Below are 17,432 nucleotides of genomic sequence, written 5' to 3' on the forward strand. Positions count from 1 at the left end.
TTACAACGAGGGCTGGAACTGGTGTCAAGTAAATGCCGGGTGAACTCACCGATCTGTGCACGAGTAGCAGGGATCGACGGCCGCCTGAATCAGCGGGGTATCGGCCAGCCGAGCACCCTGAACCATGAACCGCACCGCGGGCATGTTCACGTATGTTGGGGTGCGGACATGCACGCGGCTCGGCATGCGGGCTCCTTCTTTCCAGGAGACGGAGTACATGACCTCGCCACGAGGAGCCTCGACGCGGGCTGTAGCTGTGCCGGTTACGAAGCTGAACTTGCTGCTGTCTCCCGGTGGCGCGATTTCCCCGGGGGGAAGCTTCGCGAGCGCCTGCCGCAAGATCTTGCAGCTCTCCATGATTTCGAGCGCGCGAACCAGCAGGCGGGCGCGAACGTCGCCGTCTGGAACGACTGGGACGGAAAAGTCCATTTCGGCGTACGCGGCGTAGGGGGCTTCTTTGCGAAGGTCCTGACCGATTCCGGAGGCTCGAGCCACGGGGCCGACGACGCCGAGCGAGCGGGCCCTCTCCGTTGTGAGCACGCCGATACCGGCGCAACGGGATGTTGCCGTCTTGCTGGTGGTGAAGATCGGGATAATGGTGCGCGTCATCTCGTTTTCCAGGGCCTCAACCATGGCCAGGATTGACAGCGGGTCTTGGATGTCGCGATTGACGCCGCCGATGCGGTTCATGGCGTAGTTGACGCGATTGCCGGAGATGGCCTGAAGGACGTCCATCACCTTTTCGCGAATTTCGAAGCAGGTCATGAACATGGTTTTGAAGCCCATCAGCTTGGCGGCGATGCCGGCCCACAGGACGTGGGAGTGAAGCCGCTCGAGTTCGCCCATGATGACGCGGATGTACTGGGCGCGTGGCGGGGGCGTGAGTCCGGTCAGCTTCTCCATTGCCTGGCAGAGCGTGAGCGTGTGGATGAACGAGCAGATGCCGCAGACACGCTCCATGAGAGCGATCACCTGGATGTAGTTGCGCGTCTCGGCGAGATGCTCGATGCCGCGAAAGTTGAAACCGATATGCAGCTTCGCGTCTTTGACTGTCTCGCCTTCGCAGATCATGTTGAGCTTGTAGGGCTCTTCGAGGCCGGGGTGGTAGGGCCCCATGGGGATCTCGTAGCTCATTGCGCGACCTCCTTCTGCAGATTCACACCACAAACTCCGCCCTCTCGCAGGAGAAGGGGTTCGTACTCGCGCCCGGTGAAGTCGATCCGGTACTCCTCGTGTATCTCGCGCTCAATCCAATCGGCTGCTTCGCAGAGGTCGTAGATGCTTTCGACGGTATTGGCCGCGAGCGGGAAGGTGAAGCCGAGCAGGCGGCCCATCAGGTCCCAGTGGTACTCGAGGCGGAAGCCGCCGCTTGCCGGCAGTTCATAGGTGGTGATGGTGATGAATCGAGCGCCCACCGCATTCATGGCGCGCGCCGCATCGCGGACATTCAGGCCGGAGTCGCCATACCAGAAGACTCCGCCCTTTTCCGAGTAGGGTCCTGGATCCACCGAAGCGGGTTTGGGGATGGATTCGGCTGTGCTCATTGCGTGCCTCCCGTGGCAGGTTCGGTGGTCGGCGCGGCGGATTGTGCGGCCGGAGCTGCCGCGGGTTTGGGAGCAGGAGCCCTGCGCTTTACCGTGTATGTCTTCTTGAGTTCGCCCTGCTGCAGATAGATGGGCGGGCAGGCCGACTCCTGGGTGAGCGCGTGCTCCGCGTGTCCTTCTTTCAAGGCGTGTTCCGTGCAGCCCTCAACGCAGCGCCCGCAGAAGGTGCACTGGCCGGGATCGTAGGACCAGGTGAACTCGCCTTTGCCGGCATGGTAGGTGATGGCGCGCGAGGTGCAGCGGAATTTGCAGATGGCGCACCCGGTGCAAAGCTCGGGATCGAACTGCACGAGTCCGCGAAAGCGCTGCGTGACTTTGGGACGCTCGGGGAAGAGCAGCGTGCGCGAGCCGCCCCAGAAGTTCTTCCACAGCATGGCAAGAATGTTCATGATCTAAGCCTCATGAGGAGCGCGGAGGAGACTGCCAGAACCGCGAAGATGATCGTGCATTGCCAATAGAAGCGGACGGTTGTGTCGATCGCCAGGCGCGCAGTGGCAGCAGCGAGTGCTGAGAGAAGCAAGACAATGCCGAAGGAGAGTGCGACAAAAGCAAGAGCGGACAGACCCCAGAACGCCATTTGCGGGGCGATCAGTGTGGCGACCAGTCCGGTTGCGGCCACCCATTCGAGGCCGTGAGAGAGCTCCCACATGGCCAGTTCGGGCCCGGCGAACTCGACCATAGGGCCAGAGTAGATTTCCTGCTCGGCGTTTGGAAGCGAGAACGGGTTCAAGTGCAGCTTTGCGGGCAGGCAGATGAGGACGGCGAGAATGCCGATCCAGCGAAGTGAAGTGGCCGGGGCCTGGGCCAGAGCTTCGAGCCGGAAGGTGTGCTGCGATGCGGCCACTGAGATGATGGCCAGCAAAAATACAACGTTGTAGGAGACGCTGAGGACGGCTTCGCGTGCTGAGCCAATCTCGCCGAAGATGGAGCGCGAAGTGAACCCCGCGGCGATGATGCAGATGGAAGGAACTTCGAGCAATGCCAGTAAAAGGATGAGGTCGCCCTGAAAGCCTCCGGAGGAGGGCAGCACCGGAAGGAGGCCTACCGCGCCAGCCGCGGTCGAAACCGCGATCAGCGGCCACGCACGCATCAGGGCCCCGGCGACGCCCGTGCGTTGCGGTGTGCTTTTGCCGAGCAATTTGATGAAGTCGAAGAAGGGCTGCATGAAGGGCGGGCCGATGCGGCCCTGCATCATTGCCACGGATTTGCGCTCGACCCAAAGGAAGAACCATGCCGCGGGAACGGCGAAGAGAATGCCGGGGAAGATCAGCAGGCGCGCGAGTGCGGTGAGGATACTCATGCCTGCACCTCTGCTGCGGTAATGACTTCGGGAACTTCATCGCCACGCTCAGCCAGGATCTGCGCAGCCTTGGCGACGCCTTCAATAATCGCATCTGGACGGGGTGGACAGCCTGGAACGAAGACATCGACAGGAATGTGCTTGCCAAGTGGACCGTCAAGAGTGCGGCTATCTATAAAGACGTTGGTTGTTGCAGGACACGATCCGATCGCGACGACCGCTTTTGGTCCGCAAACCTGGCCATAGACGGTTTTGATCGCGCAGACGGCGTTTCTTGTAACCGGCCCTGTGACGCAGAGAATGTCTGCGTGGCGCGGGCTTCCTTCAAGCCGTACACCAAGCTGTTCGGCGTCGTAGCGAGGCGCGAGCGCGGCAACAATCTCTATATCGCATCCGTTGCAGCTGCCGGAGTTCAGATGGAAGAGCCATGGGCTGCGTCGGCGGCAGTAGCACATCAAACGTTTCCAGAGATTCATAGGCGCCCCCATTCAAGCAGAACGAGCAGATTCGGCCAGAGTCCGCTGATCAGCAGAACCGAAACCAACAGCACGATAGCGCTTCGCAATGCGAGGGGCTCGCGGGTGGCCGAGTTCTCTGAGAGGTGAGCGTCGGGTGGAGGTCCCCACCAGGTGCGCGTCAAAGCGAGCACGTATGCGACCAGTGCCAGGATCGACGAGATCACAAAGAGCGCCAACAACAGCGGGGAAATCTCAAGGGCTGATTGGTAAAGTCTCCACCGGCCGAGAAAGCCGAGCGTGGGCGGAATGCCGAGCATGGCCAGCATTCCGAACAGGAATCCGAAAGCGCTCATGGGGTAGCGCGCGGCTAAGGCAGCGGGAGAGCCCGCCAGTGCGCCATCAGCCTCGGGGACGCTGAGGCATGCAAACAGAAGTGCTTTCGCCAGAGCATGCGTCGAAGCCGCGATGATCGCGCCCGACGTGCTGAGTGGAGTCGCACAGGTGAGGCCGAGGAGGAGGAAGCCGGCATCCTCAATGGTTGAGAGCACGAGGAGGCGTTTGAGGCTTCGCTGGGTCAGCATGAGCAAGGCTGCGAGCAGCGAAGTGGCTGCGGCAATACCGAGGATCAGGCTCGACGGAGTCAGTAGCGCCGAATTCATCTGCGAGGCCATCCAGAACTCACCGAATGCTGCCATGTCGACGACCGCGATGACGAGTCCAAGGACCAGCGCCGGTAGCTCATCCGCAAGGGAGAGCAGCCAGAAGAGCAGAGGCACCGCGGCGAGTTTGATGAGGGTTCCGGTCAGCAGTAGTGCCCGGGACCAGTTCTGATTGGAAGTGATGAGGAGTTCGCTGCCAATTGCAGAGGCGGCCGACAGCAGAACTACAGCGAGATAGGTGAGCTTTGCGGCCTTTGAGCGTGCCGTAAACCACACCCGCATGACCGTCATCAGTGCGGCAAGTTCGAGAAGCCCGAGTCGCAGCCACGGGTTGGATGCCGCGAGTCCTCCTGCACACAACCCGCCCACCGCCAGCATGCAGAACCATAGCGCCGGCCCATGTTCTGCGACTTTCCGAAGTGAAGCGAAGAATAAGGCGACCGCAGCTAATGCGATTGCGACGATCAGCACGAGGGGCGCGTGGTGTGATTCCGTCGCGGCGCGGGTCGCCGTCGGCGCTTCGGGCCACACCCACGCGAAAACGACGAAGGTCACCGGCTCGAGGATGAGCAGCAGGAGAAGAGCGCGGCGTTCCATCCGGGCAATTGCGGTGCTCAATACGCGAGAAGTGGCTTCGAGACCGGCCCACAAGGCGAGGTATGCCCGGTCCACGTTCGTCCAGCGAAAGAAGGAGTGCCAGTTGTGCAGGAAGATGTCGGAGAAGTCGCCGGCTGTGAGCCGGGCACGGCTTGAAAGCGGCTCGCCACCGGTAAACACTCCACCGGCAGCACCGGCAAGCGCAGCCCCACCAGCCGCAGTCGCCGCAACGGGGCGGGCCGCGTGGGACAACGCGTAGACCGCTCCGCCGAGAACCACGCTGACAAGAGCGAGCACCAGGCCGCCGGTTGTCGAGAAGCTTCCAGCATCGGAAGAAAGGCCGAGCCAGGTGACGTGGACTCCGGCCCCCAGAGCCATGGTGCGCAGAATAGGGTTCAGCAGAAAATTCACTGCAAGCTGCGGCGCAATGCCGAGGATGATGCTTCCAGCGGCCAGCAGACCCATCCCCCATAGCATCGATGCGGGGGATTCATGCGCTTCGCTGGTGTTGTCGGTCGGCGGGCCAAGGAAGACAGCGCTGGTGGCTTTGACTCCCATGAAGACCGTGCCAAGGCTGGCTGCCCAGGCGATCATGGCGGACACGGCCCAGCCTGATTCGAGTGCCGCGGCGTACAGCATCCACTTGCTGGCGAAGCCGCTCATCAGGGGGATACCCATCATGCTGCCTACGCCGATGAGCCAGCTCAGGGTTGTGCGGGGCATGCGTGCGGCGAGGCCGCCAAGCTGATTCATATCGCGGGTGCCGGCGGCATGCTGAACGGATCCCGCGGTGAGGAACAAGCCGCCTTTGAAGAAACCGTGGTTGAGGCAGTGGAGCAGGCCGGCGGTAATGGCCAGAGGTGTTCCGATGCCGAGGCCCATCATCATGTAGCCGATCTGGCTGACGGTGGAGTAGGCCAGCATGCGCTTCAGGTCACTTTGAACCATGGCGTACATCACGCCGACGGCCATGGTGATGGTGCCAATCCAGACAAGCGTTGCGCCCCAGGCAGCTGGCCAGGCGCCGAAGCTGTGCATGCGCGCGGCGAGATAGACGCCGGCTTTTACATAGCAGGCTGCGTGCAGCAATGCGCTGACGGGGGTCGGCGCTGCCATGGCTTCGGGGATCCACGTGTGAAGCGGAACCTGGACCGATTTGGCGACGAGGGCAATGAGCATCAGCACGAAGACGCCGCCGGTGAACGCTTGTGCCACTTTCGGATCGGTCCAGAGGGCGCTGCCGGTGCGGTGATAGATGATGAGGATCGCGGCGAGCAGGCCGTAGCCGGCGATGTGCGTCATCAGGAGCACCTTGCGCGCGCCTTTGACTGCCTCAGCGTTGGTGTACCAGAAGCCGACCAGTGAAAAGGAGCAGAGGCCGACCACTTCCCAGCAGCCGTAGAGGGTGAAGAGATTCGCGCAGTAGACAAGGCCCACGAAACCGGCGATGAAGACCAGCATGGTCGCGTAGAAGCGCGTGGCGGAGTTGTCGTGCGCCATGTAGCCAACGGAGTAGACCAGGACGAAGCCGCCGATGCCGGTACCCATCAGCGCGAAAAAGACGCTTAATGCGTCAACGTGTATTGAAAGAAGGGTGGGCAGATTCCATTGCTGAATCGTGAAGTCGATCGACTGCCCGGCGAAGACGTGAGGCGCTGTGGCAATGACTGCGAGCAGGGAAGGGACGCAGAAGAGAACGGCGAGGACGCCCTTGGCTTTTGCGGAACAGAGTCGCGCTACCAGAAGCTGAAGAACGGCACCTAACAGCAGCGAGCACGGCGCAACCAGAATCAGGGTTACGGCTGTCATGCTTCGAATGGTAGGTTCGTGTCTACTCGTTCGATGTGATGTGCTTCACACCGACGTGCCGGGCCGAACCTGCAAGTCGTTTTGTACTGCAATGCGGTATCAGAGTCCGAACCATCCATGCATCAGCAGCTTAGCTTGGTTGGTTTTGTCGCGAGCGGAAACAAAGGCCTCGCTCGTTTGAAGATGGACTGCGGGCGTATCCTGTCTACATTCCCCATGCCGCCGAGATTCATCGCAAAGCAGCTTTCGCGCCCTTCGGGGCTTTTCGCTCCGATCATCAGCTGGTTGATGAATCGTCACAACGCGAAGCTGAATGCCTTCGCGCTCGATCAGCTGCGACTGACGAGGGCCGATCGGGTTCTGGAGATCGGTTTCGGCGGTGGGCTGAACCTTCCGTTTCTCATTGAGCGTGCGGCGTTCACCGCAGGGCTCGATCGCTCGCCGGAAATCGTGAAGCGCGCCAACGCGCGGTTCCGTGACCAAATACGAGCTGGACGAGCAGAATTTCGCGAAGGACATATCGAACACATTCCTTTTGAGACCGGGTCGTTCACCCGCGTCTGTACCGTCAACACCGTCTACTTCTGGAGTTCGCTGGACGCTGGATGTGCGGAGATACGCCGGGTGCTAACGCCTGAGGGCGCAGCTATCATCGGCTTTCTACCAAAGACGCACATGGACAAGATGAAGATGCCGGGAGACATTTTCACTTCTCGCACAGAGGATGAGGTCATCGCGGCTTTGCGGCGAAATGGGTTTGCGAATGCTCAGATCACGCGGCCTACACCGCAGACGGCGTGGGCTGTCGCAGTGGCCAGTGCCTAAGTGTGGTGGTTTAGGGGCGATGCGTCAGAACCAGCGTTTCAGCTTGAAATAGATAAGAATCGACAGGGTGGAGACCGCCATCAATGCGACGGCATAGTCCGTGCCATAGGGATTGTTGAGCCAGGGCACTTTCAGGTTCATGCCGAAGAATCCAGTGATGATGACCAGGGGCAGCGCGACTGTGCCCCAGATGGTGAGGACCTTCATCACTTCATTGGTGCGATTGGCGACAGCGGATAGATAGATATCGAGCGAGCCAGACAGCAAGTCGCGGTAGGTTTCGATCATGTCGACGGTGCGGATGATGTGGTCGTAGACATCGCGGAAGTACGGGTCCAGATCGTCGCCGAGCAGGCCCTTTTCGCGGCGCATGAGGGCGTTGACCACTTCGCGCATGCCCGCAGCTATGCGGCGGAACTCGATGAGCTTGCGCTTGAGGGCGAAGATGCGCGCAAGCGTTTCGGGATCGGGCTGCTCGAGGACGACGTCCTCGATCTCTGAGATTTCGTCGGCGAGTTTGTCGAGGACCGGCTGATAGCCGTCGACGATCTGGTCGACGATCATGTAAAAGAGGCGGTCGAGGCGGTCCGTCTTCTCTTCGCGTGCGCGGGCCTTGACACTCTCGATTACGACGGCATCCGCGTTGCGGACGGAGATCAGGAAGTCGCGTCCGAGGAATAGATCGATGTCATCGAATTCGAGCTCCGCGGAGTCGTGGATGTGCTTCAAGACGGTGAAGAGGTAGTGATCGTGCTCCTCGGTCTTGGGCCGCTGCGGACGATGTCGGCAATCCTCGATCTGCAACTCGTGCAGACCGAATCGCTGCGCCAGCTCGTCAAGCTCCGGTGAAGCTGGGTCGGCAACGTCGAACCAGTTGATGTGCGAGAAGACGGAATTCATGCAGGGCCATTCTAGAGGGTCGGAGGGACGGCCATCAGGAGATTGGTTGGTCTTCCCCCGGTCCCCAAGTGCGAGGGACTCTTCGGCAGGCTCAGAGCAGGCTCGGGGGCACCCGGTTTCTGCCGAGGGGCTTAGTTGTGTTTGCCCTTCCACTCGGAATAGGGACCCTGGAAGTCTTCAATTCCGTCTGGTTTGAAGTTCCACAGGCGCGTGGCGACCTCGTCGATGAGATCGTGATCGTGCGTGACCAGCAGAACTGTGCCCTCATACCGCTGCAGCGCGATGTTGAGCGCGTTGATCGATTCGAGATCAAGGTGGTTCGTGGGCTCGTCGAAGATGAGGATGTTTGGCTTGGTGAGGATGAGCTTACAGAAGATCAGGCGCGCCTGTTCGCCGCCGGAGAGCGCCTTGGTGGGCTTCTCGCCCTCTTCACCCGAGAAGAGCATCTGTCCGAGAATTCCGCGAATCTCTTCCACGTGGGCGTCGGGCTTCCAGCGATGCAGCCATTCGTTTACGGTGAGTCCGTGCTCGATCGTTGAGCCAACGTCCTGAGGGAAATAGCCTATCTGCGCCTCGTGTCCCCAGAAGACGCTGCCGGAATCAAGAGAGAAGTCCTTTTCGGCCAGCCCTCCATAGTTCGCCAGCAGGCACTTCAGGAGCGTGGTTTTGCCGGCGCCGTTGCGTCCCATGAGGCAGATCTTTTCGCCGCGCAGAACATTCGCGGCAAAACCGTCGATGACCTTCAGATCGTCATAGAACTTGGTGAGGTGCTTGAACTCGAGGACGTGCTTGCCGCTCGGGCGCACCTGGTCGAACTTGATGAACGGGCGCTGGATGTTGGAGCGTGCGAGTTCGTTGGTCTGCAAACGCTCTACTTCTTTGCGGCGGCTGGTCACCTGTGAGGATCGGGTACCAGCGGCAAATCGGGCAATGAACTCGTTGAGCTGGGCGATCTTCTTTTCGCGCTGAGCATTTTGCGATTCAAGCGTCGATCGGATCTGCGTCTTTTGCAGAACCATGTCGTCGTACCCGCCGGTGTAGGTGATGATCGTCTGGTAATCGATGTCGGCGGTGTGCGTGGTTACGCTGTTGAGGAAGTGCCGATCGTGGGAGATGGCGATTAGCGTGCCGTCGTAGTTGTTGAGGAAATCCTGGAGCCAGTGCACTGAATCGAGATCGAGGTAGTTTGTGGGCTCATCGAGGAGAAGGGCTTCAGGTTTGCCAAAGAGCGCCTGCGCGAGCAGCACGCGGACTTTCTGGCCGCCCTGGAGCTCACCCATTTTGCGTTCGTGCAGCTCTTCGCGGATGTCGAGGCCGTCAAGCAGCACCGCGGCGTCGCTTTCCGCGGTATAGCCGTCTTCGTCTCCGATGACGCCTTCGAGCTCGCCCAGCCTCATGCCGTCGTCATCGGTCATTTCGGCCTTCTCGTAGATCCGGTCGCGCTCTTCAAGGGCAGCCCAGAGCGGTTTGTTGCCCATAATGACGGTGTCGATGACGCGGTAGTTGTCGAAGGCGAACTGGTCTTGCCGGAGGACTCCAAGCTTGCGTGGACGGACGACCGTGCCCTTCTGTGGTTCAAGCTCGCCGGTCAGGACCTTCATGAAGGTCGATTTGCCGGAACCGTTGGGCCCGGTCAGGCCATAGCGCCGCCCTGGCGTGAAGGTCACCGATACGTCCTCGAAGAGGACCTTCGAGCCGTACCGCATTTCTACATTGCTTACACTCAGCATCTGTTTCGCATTCCTGTACGCGGACCACACCGCATCGGCGGCGCCATCGGCCCGACTTAATTCAAAATGGCTCAGAGTTTTGGGGCACGCGAACCTGCTTGGCCCCTCAAGAACTGCTGCACCTCCAGTTTCTCACAATGCGACGGAGAGGCGCTGTGGGGAGGCGCATGGAACCAGGGTTGCTGTCGACGAGGGTTAGGGAATGCCCAGCAGTTTGTGAGTCTGCAAGCTGAGCCGCCACCTCGGATGAGTCATGCAGTATTGCAGCGCAAGCTGCGTGTTGGCTTCAAGCTGAGGGCCATCCATCGGCTGAAGGAAGAAATTCCGGAAGTTGAGGTGCTCGAATTTGTCCGGCATCGCGTTTGCCTGCGGGAAGACCAGCTTCAGTTCGTCGCCGGATGCCTGGACCATTGGGGCTCCGGCCTTGGGGCTCACGCAGAGCCAATCGATGCCGTCGGGAGCAGCCTGAGTGCCGTTTGTCTCCACGGCGATCTCGAACTCCCGTGCGTGCAGCGCGTCGATCAATGCACGATCGAGTTGGAGCAGGGGCTCGCCGCCGGTGCACACGACGAACCGCCTGTCGATCGGGCCGCTCGCAGGCCACATACCGTTTACCGCCTCAGCAAGGTCATCTGCATGCAGGAACTTTCCACCGCCAGGGCCGTTCACGTCGACGAAATCGGTATCGCAGAATCTGCAGATTGCCGAGGAGCGATCAGCCTCGCGACCAGACCAGAGGTTGCATCCTGCGAAGCGGCAGAACACCGCGGCGCGGCCACTCTGAGCGCCTTCGCCCTGAAGCGTGTAGAAGATTTCTTTGACCGCGTAGCTCATGGTGTAGGGTAGGGAAGCGGGTCGTCGATCCCGTTTTCGCTGAATCCCTTTCTTCTCAAAAGACAGGAGTCGCACTGGCCGCAGGGCTTGCCTGCCGGCGAGGGATCATAGCAACTGCTGGTGAGGCTGTAGTCGACGCCGAGTTCCATGCCTTTTTGGATGATTTGCGCTTTTGTGAGGTGCATCAGCGGCGCATGAATCGTGAGCTTCTGGCGGCCCTCCACTCCGGCCTTGGTGGCAAGATTCGCCATTTCCTCGTAGGCGTGAATGAACTCCGGCCGGCAATCGGGGTAGCCACTGTAGTCAAGTGCATTTACTCCGATGAAAATGTCTTGTGATCCGAGCACTTCGGCCCAGGCCAGCGCGAACGAGAGAAAGATCGTGTTGCGAGCCGGGACATACGTGATCGGGATGCCATGCTCCATCTCATCGCTGGTGCGGCTCTTCGGAACAGCGATGTCATCGGTCAACGCCGACCCGCCGAATGCGCGTAAATCAATGTTCACTACGCGATGTTGAGCCACATTTAAAGAGGCAGCAACGCGGCGAGCCGCTTCCAGTTCGTAGCTGTGCCGCTGGCCGTATGAGAACGAAAGCGCATTGACCCGGAAGGTCTGGCTTTGGGCGATGGCTGCCACCGTAGCTGAGTCCAGTCCGCCACTGAGCAGGACGACAGCTGGTCTTTCTGATGCCGGAGAAGACATTTCTTCTTGATGGTAAAGGCCGAGGTGCCCCAGAATGAAATTCTGCGGTCCGCCACCGAGAGCGCTCGCTTCCCCTGTCTATTCTCTCATCTAACCAATTGCAAGGCTCTCCGGTCTCGCTCTTAATCTGTTACGACCGCTGGCCACCGTTCCCCGGAGGTCACCGATGCTCAGATCAGTCCCCGCTCTCCTGCTTCTTCTTTGGCTTGGATCTCCTTTTGTCACATCGATCGGGGCGCGTGCGCAGGCGGCAGAGCAAGTCGAAGTTGTTCCGGCGCGAATCGCGGTGAACAGCAGGGATTCCCTTCGTACCGCGCTCGCCTCGCTGGAGGTTCTTCTCGAACAGACGCGTGCGAAAGGGGACCGCAAGGCAGAGGCGAATCTGCTGGGGGCCATCGCTAATTCCTACAATGGTCTGCAACAACAGCAGAAAGCGATTGAGACGTTTGAGACGGCTCGCGTCATCTGGCACGAAATGGGCGATAGCGAACATGAAGCCACGACTGTCGCACATATCGGCGATGTCTACCGGACGTGGGGTTTTCCGGAGCAAGCTAATCGCTACTATCGCGATGCGCTCAGCCTCTATCCGATAACAGATAAAGCGGGACGCGGCGCTACGCTGAACAATCTGAGCCTCACCTATTTCTCGCTCAACAATCGAAAGAAGTGCCTTGAGACTTTGAACGAAAGCCTCGAGATCTTCAGGGACCTGCGGGATCGCCGAGGAGAGGCTCTGGCGCTCGCTAACCTGGGCGCGGCATACGTCTTCCTGGTGAATGACCCCATGAAGGCTATCGATTTCCTTCAGCAGGCAGTCACAAAGCTCGAGGTTCTGAATGACCTGAAGTCCGAGGCAGGGGCTTTCGACGAAATGGGAATGGCGTGGCACAACCTGGGGAAATCGGAGATGGCCGGGCTCAGCTTCCAGCGCTCTGTGGAGCTGTATCAGGGTATTGGAGATGATCACGGCGAGGCAACCGTGCGAAAGCATATGAGAAATCTGGGCGAACAGCAGACGGAGGCTTCGTCGCGGTGACTTCGGAATCAAAGACGTGAGTTCATCGTTGCTAACGGCGCGCGAGTCCCGAGCCTTAGAATGAGATTCGCATACCTAAGCGATGAAGATCTTTGTCACCGGCGCTACCGGATTTGTCGGGCATCACGTGGCGAAAGCACTCGCCGATGGGGGAGCGGACCTGCGCATGCTCGTCCGGGCATCGAGCAGGCTTGCCAATCTTGAGGGAATCAGGGGCGACACAGTTGTAGGGGATCTCAACAAGGCGGAGTCGTACGCTCCCGCCTTGCAGGGCTGCGATGCAGTGATGCACGTTGCCGCCGACTATCGGCTCTGGATCCGTGACCCGGAAACGATGTATCGAGCCAATGTCGATGGCACGCGCGATCTGCTCAAACTGGCGCGCGAAGCGCACGTACGACGCGTCGTCTATACGTCTTCGGTGGCGACGATGGCCTTTCGGACAGATGGCATCGTCGTGAACGAAGACACGCCGGTTTCGATTAACGACATGGTCGGCCACTATAAGCGATCGAAGTTTCTGGCGGAGCAGCAGGCCATCGCGGCAGCTAAAGATGGGCAGCAGGTCATCATCCTCAACCCGACTACACCCATCGGTCCGAACGACTCGAAGCCGACGCCCACCGGTCGCATTTTCGTAGACTTCCTGAATCGCAAATTTCCAGCGTATGTGGATACGGGGCTCAACCTCGTCGATGTGTCGGAGATTGCCCGTACCCACGTAGCTGCGCTCGAAGCAGGGAAGCCGGGGCGGCGGTACATTCTGGGTGGAGAAAACCTTACCCTCAAGCAGATTCTCGACAAGATGTCGGCCATTACCGGCATACCGTCACCGACGACCAAAATACCGTTTGGGATCGCTGCTACCTATGCGTTCTTCGAGGAGTGGTTCACCGGGCGAATTCGCGGCAAGGAGCCACGGGCCACGTTGGAGGAGGTTCGCATGGGGCGTAAGAAGATGTTTGCATCGAGCGCTCGCGCGCAGCAGGAACTAGGGTTCAGGATCATGCCGGTGTACCCGGCAATGCGTGCTGCGATTGAGTGGTTCCGGGCGAACGGGTATGTGAAGTGATTTGTGATCTGTAGCACACAGTGTTATAGTTTATAGTGTTAGCCTCGCTTTGTGCGTATTTTCGTTACGAAGTGGATGGCTCGATTCATTCGGCAAGAGAGTATCAGCCTAGAAGCACTTGTACACGCGATCGGGCGAGCAGAGAGTGGCTTAGTTGACGCCGAGCTTGGCGGCGGGCTGATAAAGCAGCGAGTGCCTCGCAAAGGTCAGGGTCGCTCGGGAGGGTATCGGACGATCATTGCGTACCGGCAGGGCACCAGGGCCGTCTTTCTCTATGGATTTGCTAAAAGCCGGTGGGGGAATATCGCAATGGATGAGTTGAAAACAGTTCGGCAGATCGCTGCGAGATTCCTATCTTTTACCGAGCAGGAACTGCAACTCGCCTGCGAAAAGGGCGAAATCGAGGAGATTATCGATGCCGGCTAAGAAAAAGTTGAGTTCGTTGGCCGAGGCCATGCTCGACACTGCGGAAGGGCTTCACCGAATCGGACTGATGGATGATTCGGAGTACAACAAGATCACAGTTCGGCACCTTGGTGAGAGGGCCCACAAGCTTTCCAAGCCCATCAGCCCGCGGGAGATTCGTTCGCTGCGCAAACGGGCAAAGCTGAGCCAGGCGGCGATGGCGTCGATGTTGAATCTGACACCGGGCTACGTCTCGCAACTGGAGCGAGGCACAAAAGAGCCGAAGGGGCCGTCACTGGCGCTTCTCAATATCATCCGGAACAAGGGCTTCGAGGCGATCCTCTAATCTGACTCTAGGAGCACGATGCCTTCGCGATCTTTCCGGATCAGTCAGCAGCATGCGGCATCCCATAGCAGATGACCCGAGTCGCCATCATTGCCGCCATGCCCGGCGAACTGAAGCCGCTCGTTCGCGGCTGGCCGCACTCGACGCGCGGCAATATTCAGTTCTGGGCGCTTCGCAACGAAGAAGAGGAGTGGATTGCGGCCTGCGCCGGGGCCGGTGTTGATGCTGCCACCCGCGCCTTTGCCGCGATCGAGGATGGCGGTCCTATCGATCTCGTTCTCTCCGTCGGATGGGCAGGCGCTCTGACTTCTGAGTGTAAGGCGGGTGAAGCCTACAACTCTGCGGGAGTGTATGACGCCAGAACCGGTGAGCGCTTTAACTGCGATGCAGGGGCCGGTTCTCAATGGCTCGTTACCAGCCCTCGCGTGGCTGACGAGTCGGAAAAACGCCGTCTCGCATCAACGTACAAGGCTGCCCTCGTCGACATGGAGGCTGCGGGCATTGCCCGGCTCGCCGCAATGCGGGGCATCCCGTTCTATTGCATCAAGGGAGTCAGCGATCCGGTAGACGCCAAGCTCCCTGATTTCAATCGCTTCATCGACGCCGCCGGCAAGTTCCAGACCCCAAAGTTTGTTCTTTTTGCTCTCATCCGGCCGTGGATATGGCCCGCGCTCATCCAGATGGGCGAAAATAGTAGAAGGGCTTCCCAAAGCATCGCGGAGCGACTGCACGAACTTCTGAATGAGTGAGGTCACACCAAGCCGGATGGCGACTCAAACGACTAACCCGAAAAGCCATGTCGATTCCCGGATCCCTTCCACGATGCGCGCTGTCGTCTATCGGGGCATCAACGATATGCGCATCGAGACGGTTCCGGTACCGCGGATCGGGCCGGGCGAGCTGTTGGTAAAGATTGCCACTTGTGGTGTTTGCGGGACTGACTTAAAGAAGATCCACACCGGTTCCCACTCGGCCCCGCGCATCTTCGGCCACGAGATGTCGGGCACTGTAGTTGCCGTTGGTCCAGGTGTCACCCGGTATAAGGGCGGCGAGCGTGTCGTGGTTCACCATCACGTTCCCTGCGGCGAGTGCTACTACTGCCGTAAGGGTACCCCGGCGCAATGTCCTCTCTATAAGAAGGTGGGGGCTACGGCAGGATTTGAGGCGTCTGGCGGCGGCTTTGCAGAGTATATTCGCGTGATGGACTGGGTGGCCTCGAGTTGCGGGGTTGTTCCGATCCCGGACGGGGTGCCGTTCGAACAGGCGGCTTTTGTGGAGCCAGTCAACACGGTCCTGAAGGGCGTGAAGATGCTCAACCTCCAGCCAGACGACACGGTGCTCGTCATCGGCCAGGGGCCGATCGGCCTGATGCACGCTGTGCTCGCCAGCCGGACCGGAGCGCGGGTACTTACGTCTGATCTCTATGCTGAGCGTCATGCCATCGCAGCGCGGTACGGGCTCAAGGATCCGATCCATGCAGGCAGCGAGAACGTCGTCGAACGCGTCCTTCAGGAGACAGACGGCCGCGGTGCCGACGCCGTCATCCTGGCTGTGGGCGGCAACGCGCTGATCAAAACCGCCATGGACGCAACTCGGTGCGGAGGCAAGGTGATGCTCTTTGCTCAGACGCAACGCGGGGACGCCACTTTCGATCCGGGTGTGGTTTGTATGGACGAGAAGACCCTGATGGGCTCCTACTCGTCTTCATTCGCGATTCTGGACGAGGTCACCGACCTTGTATTCAATGGCTATCGCAACGGATTCGATCTGACACAACTCGTTTCGCATCGTTTCCAACTCGAGCAGGCCGTCGAAGCAATCGAAGTAGCATCGCACCCAAAAGCCGACTCCATGAAGATCATGGTCGAGCCGGTGGCGGGTTCAGGGGCAGAGTAGGGGGACACCGAATGCCCGGCTCCGTAAAAGACGTCATCAAGCGCGTAAGACCAGCCGTGGGTACAGCCCTGGAGGCTGGACGTGCCACCGTCGAAACCGCGATCGAACACGGCAAGGCGACCGTGGAGGATGCGCTACACCATGGGCGTGCCACGGTGGAAAGCGCTCTGCATCATGGGCGCGCGACCGTCGAGACAGCCATTCATCATGGCCGGGCCACGATGCAGGCCGCAATCCTGCATGGCCGCGAAGACATCCGCATTGAGAGCGTTCCCGTGCCGAAGGCTGAAGCAGGAGAGCTGATCGTGCAGGTAGGGGCAGCTCTGACTTGCGGGACAGACCTAAAAGTTTTTCGCCGCGGTTATCACGCGCGGATGATCGTTCCCCCGGCACTTTTCGGACACGAACTGGCCGGCACGGTCGTGGAAGCTGGGGCAGGCGTCGAAAACTTCAAATCCGGTGATCGGGTGGTTGCTCTGAACTCCGCACCGTGCGGCAACTGCTATTTTTGCCAGCACAACCAGGAAAATCTCTGCGACGACCTGCTCTTTAACAACGGAGCATATGCCGAGTTCATCCGCATTCCGGCCCGGATTGTGGCCAAGAATACGCTCTGCGTGCCGGACCACGTGCCCCTGGAGCACGCCGCGCTGACGGAGCCGCTCGCCTGCGCGGTTCATGGGTTTGAAGATTCCAAACCTTACCCGGATGCGATCGTCGCCATCATTGGCGGCGGCCCACTGGGGCTGATGATGCTGCACGTCGCAGCGCTGGCCGGGTGCCAGACTATTGCCGTGGTCAAGCACGACGGGCAGGTGGAGGCTGCACGGCAGCTGGGCGCCACTCACGTGGTTCAGGCAAACAACATCCGCAAAGCCATTCGCGAAACCCGAGCGCTCACGCCGAACGATCGCGGAGTGGATATTGCGGTAGAAGCGGTGGGCGTCCCGGAGGCGTGGGAAGAAGCTGTCGAGATGGTACGCAAGGGCGGAACGGTAAACTTCTTCGGCGGATGCGCTGTCGGCACCCACGTGAATCTCGATACGAATCGCATTCACTACAGCGACATCACCCTTCGGGCAACGTTCCACCACACGCCTGCGATGTGCCGCAAAGCTCTCGATCTGATTGCAAGCGGTCGATTCCAGGCTGGAGCATTCATCACCGGGCGAGCGCACCTCTACGAGCTTAATCGCGTGTTTGAGAAGCTGATGAAGCGGTCGACTGAGATCAAGACCGCGATCGTACCCTGAT

General features: G+C 59.8%; 18 protein-coding genes. 8 read left to right on the forward strand and 10 right to left on the reverse strand.

From position 1 onward, the window contains the following. Positions 1-45: 45 nt before the first annotated feature. From DHV10_RS20690 to DHV10_RS20715, 6 genes are read right to left on the reverse strand one after another with little or no spacing between them, the layout of a single operon-like run. Complete coding sequence (locus DHV10_RS20690; RefSeq protein ID WP_109488327.1) at positions 46-1,134, reverse strand: hydrogenase large subunit; 1,089 nt, start codon at positions 1,132-1,134, stop codon at positions 46-48. Continuing rightward, a complete protein-coding gene (locus tag DHV10_RS20695) occupies positions 1,131-1,544 on the reverse strand; it encodes an NADH-quinone oxidoreductase subunit C (protein ID WP_109488328.1) in 414 nt (137 codons plus the stop codon). The genes DHV10_RS20690 and DHV10_RS20695 overlap by 4 nt, the downstream gene beginning before the upstream one ends. Then, complete coding sequence (locus DHV10_RS20700) at positions 1,541-1,993, reverse strand: 4Fe-4S dicluster domain-containing protein (protein ID WP_109488329.1); 453 nt, start codon at positions 1,991-1,993, stop codon at positions 1,541-1,543. Before DHV10_RS20700 ends, DHV10_RS20695 begins: the two co-directional genes overlap by 4 nt. Further along, complete coding sequence (locus tag DHV10_RS20705) at positions 1,990-2,904, reverse strand: NADH-quinone oxidoreductase subunit H (RefSeq protein ID WP_109488330.1); 915 nt, start codon at positions 2,902-2,904, stop codon at positions 1,990-1,992. Before DHV10_RS20705 ends, DHV10_RS20700 begins: the two co-directional genes overlap by 4 nt. Then, positions 2,901-3,359, reverse strand: a complete 459-nt coding sequence (locus tag DHV10_RS20710) for an NADH-quinone oxidoreductase subunit B family protein (protein ID WP_204101492.1) — start codon at positions 3,357-3,359, stop codon at positions 2,901-2,903. Before DHV10_RS20710 ends, DHV10_RS20705 begins: the two co-directional genes overlap by 4 nt. 17 nt (positions 3,360-3,376) lie before the next feature. Continuing rightward, positions 3,377-6,427 carry a proton-conducting transporter transmembrane domain-containing protein gene (locus DHV10_RS20715; RefSeq protein WP_109488332.1) on the reverse strand — a complete coding sequence of 1,017 codons (3,051 nt, stop codon included), beginning with the start codon at positions 6,425-6,427 and terminating at the stop codon, positions 3,377-3,379. Positions 6,428-6,544: 117 nt separating this feature from the next. Between DHV10_RS20715 and DHV10_RS20720 the strand changes: the two genes are divergently transcribed. Further along, positions 6,545-7,252 (forward strand): class I SAM-dependent methyltransferase, encoded by a 708-nt coding sequence (locus tag DHV10_RS20720; RefSeq protein ID WP_109488333.1) that lies wholly within the window; start codon positions 6,545-6,547, stop codon positions 7,250-7,252. Between the two features lie 24 nt (positions 7,253-7,276). Here the strand turns inward: DHV10_RS20720 and corA are convergent, their stop codons facing one another. The 4 genes from corA to queC form a co-directional block, all read right to left on the reverse strand. Then, positions 7,277-8,152 carry a magnesium/cobalt transporter CorA gene (gene corA, locus DHV10_RS20725; protein WP_109488334.1) on the reverse strand — a complete coding sequence of 292 codons (876 nt, stop codon included), beginning with the start codon at positions 8,150-8,152 and terminating at the stop codon, positions 7,277-7,279. A 131-nt stretch (positions 8,153-8,283) separates the two neighbouring features. Next, on the reverse strand, positions 8,284-9,882 hold the full coding sequence (locus tag DHV10_RS20730) for an ABC-F family ATP-binding cassette domain-containing protein (RefSeq protein ID WP_109488335.1): 1,599 nt from the start codon (positions 9,880-9,882) through the stop codon (positions 8,284-8,286). Positions 9,883-10,077: 195 nt separating this feature from the next. After that, entirely contained in the window at positions 10,078-10,716 is a 639-nt protein-coding gene (gene queE, locus DHV10_RS20735) for a 7-carboxy-7-deazaguanine synthase (RefSeq protein ID WP_109488336.1), read from the reverse strand. Next, on the reverse strand, positions 10,713-11,420 hold the full coding sequence (queC, locus tag DHV10_RS20740; RefSeq protein ID WP_109488337.1) for a 7-cyano-7-deazaguanine synthase QueC: 708 nt from the start codon (positions 11,418-11,420) through the stop codon (positions 10,713-10,715). Before queC ends, queE begins: the two co-directional genes overlap by 4 nt. Before the next feature lie 166 nt (positions 11,421-11,586). Here queC and DHV10_RS20745 point away from each other — a divergent pair, with 166 nt between their 5' ends. From DHV10_RS20745 to DHV10_RS20775, 7 genes are all read left to right on the forward strand, one after another. After that, the gene (locus DHV10_RS20745) at positions 11,587-12,459 is read left to right on the forward strand and encodes a tetratricopeptide repeat protein (protein ID WP_109488338.1); all 873 of its coding nucleotides are present in this window, start codon (positions 11,587-11,589) and stop codon (positions 12,457-12,459) included. An 82-nt stretch (positions 12,460-12,541) separates the two neighbouring features. Continuing rightward, the gene (hpnA, locus tag DHV10_RS20750) at positions 12,542-13,531 is read left to right on the forward strand and encodes a hopanoid-associated sugar epimerase (RefSeq protein WP_109488339.1); all 990 of its coding nucleotides are present in this window, start codon (positions 12,542-12,544) and stop codon (positions 13,529-13,531) included. Between the two features lie 51 nt (positions 13,532-13,582). Then, positions 13,583-13,957 (forward strand): type II toxin-antitoxin system RelE/ParE family toxin, encoded by a 375-nt coding sequence (locus tag DHV10_RS20755; RefSeq protein ID WP_109488340.1) that lies wholly within the window; start codon positions 13,583-13,585, stop codon positions 13,955-13,957. Next, positions 13,947-14,282, forward strand: a complete 336-nt coding sequence (locus tag DHV10_RS20760) for a helix-turn-helix domain-containing protein (protein ID WP_109488341.1) — start codon at positions 13,947-13,949, stop codon at positions 14,280-14,282. Before DHV10_RS20755 ends, DHV10_RS20760 begins: the two co-directional genes overlap by 11 nt. Before the next feature lie 71 nt (positions 14,283-14,353). Further along, complete coding sequence (locus DHV10_RS20765; RefSeq protein WP_109488342.1) at positions 14,354-15,031, forward strand: 5'-methylthioadenosine/S-adenosylhomocysteine nucleosidase family protein; 678 nt, start codon at positions 14,354-14,356, stop codon at positions 15,029-15,031. Between the two features lie 73 nt (positions 15,032-15,104). Next, the gene (locus DHV10_RS20770) at positions 15,105-16,178 is read left to right on the forward strand and encodes a zinc-dependent dehydrogenase (RefSeq protein WP_239461964.1); all 1,074 of its coding nucleotides are present in this window, start codon (positions 15,105-15,107) and stop codon (positions 16,176-16,178) included. An 11-nt stretch (positions 16,179-16,189) separates the two neighbouring features. Next, positions 16,190-17,431: a zinc-dependent alcohol dehydrogenase gene (locus DHV10_RS20775; protein WP_338042634.1), complete on the forward strand. Its 1,242-nt coding sequence runs from the start codon at positions 16,190-16,192 to the stop codon at positions 17,429-17,431. Position 17,432: the final 1 nt, after the last annotated feature.

The sequence above is a fragment of the Occallatibacter savannae genome (assembly GCF_003131205.1).
In the GTDB taxonomy this organism is placed as follows: Bacteria; Acidobacteriota; Terriglobia; order Terriglobales; family Acidobacteriaceae; genus Telmatobacter; species Telmatobacter savannae.

Bases quoted from the DNA above. Each gene is read 5' to 3' on its own strand.
- DHV10_RS20720 (WP_109488333.1), top strand. From the start codon at position 6,545: ATGCATCAGCAGCTTAGCTTGGTTGGTTTTGTCGCGAGCGGAAACAAA.
- hpnA (WP_109488339.1), top strand. From the start codon at position 12,542: ATGAAGATCTTTGTCACCGGCGCTACCGGATTTGTCGGGCATCACGTG.
- DHV10_RS20730 (WP_109488335.1), bottom strand. From the start codon at position 9,882: ATGCTGAGTGTAAGCAATGTAGAAATGCGGTACGGCTCGAAGGTCCTC.
- DHV10_RS20695 (WP_109488328.1), bottom strand. From the start codon at position 1,544: ATGAGCACAGCCGAATCCATCCCCAAACCCGCTTCGGTGGATCCAGGA.
- queC (WP_109488337.1), bottom strand. From the start codon at position 11,420: ATGTCTTCTCCGGCATCAGAAAGACCAGCTGTCGTCCTGCTCAGTGGC.
- DHV10_RS20765 (WP_109488342.1), top strand. From the start codon at position 14,354: ATGACCCGAGTCGCCATCATTGCCGCCATGCCCGGCGAACTGAAGCCG.
- DHV10_RS20760 (WP_109488341.1), top strand. From the start codon at position 13,947: ATGCCGGCTAAGAAAAAGTTGAGTTCGTTGGCCGAGGCCATGCTCGAC.
- DHV10_RS20690 (WP_109488327.1), bottom strand. From the start codon at position 1,134: ATGAGCTACGAGATCCCCATGGGGCCCTACCACCCCGGCCTCGAAGAG.
- DHV10_RS20775 (WP_338042634.1), top strand. From the start codon at position 16,190: ATGCCCGGCTCCGTAAAAGACGTCATCAAGCGCGTAAGACCAGCCGTG.
- queE (WP_109488336.1), bottom strand. From the start codon at position 10,716: ATGAGCTACGCGGTCAAAGAAATCTTCTACACGCTTCAGGGCGAAGGC.
- DHV10_RS20715 (WP_109488332.1), bottom strand. From the start codon at position 6,427: ATGACAGCCGTAACCCTGATTCTGGTTGCGCCGTGCTCGCTGCTGTTA.
- DHV10_RS20745 (WP_109488338.1), top strand. From the start codon at position 11,587: ATGCTCAGATCAGTCCCCGCTCTCCTGCTTCTTCTTTGGCTTGGATCT.
- DHV10_RS20700 (WP_109488329.1), bottom strand. From the start codon at position 1,993: ATGAACATTCTTGCCATGCTGTGGAAGAACTTCTGGGGCGGCTCGCGC.
- DHV10_RS20710 (WP_204101492.1), bottom strand. From the start codon at position 3,359: ATGTGCTACTGCCGCCGACGCAGCCCATGGCTCTTCCATCTGAACTCC.
- DHV10_RS20770 (WP_239461964.1), top strand. From the start codon at position 15,105: ATGCGCGCTGTCGTCTATCGGGGCATCAACGATATGCGCATCGAGACG.
- corA (WP_109488334.1), bottom strand. From the start codon at position 8,152: ATGAATTCCGTCTTCTCGCACATCAACTGGTTCGACGTTGCCGACCCA.
- DHV10_RS20705 (WP_109488330.1), bottom strand. From the start codon at position 2,904: ATGAGTATCCTCACCGCACTCGCGCGCCTGCTGATCTTCCCCGGCATT.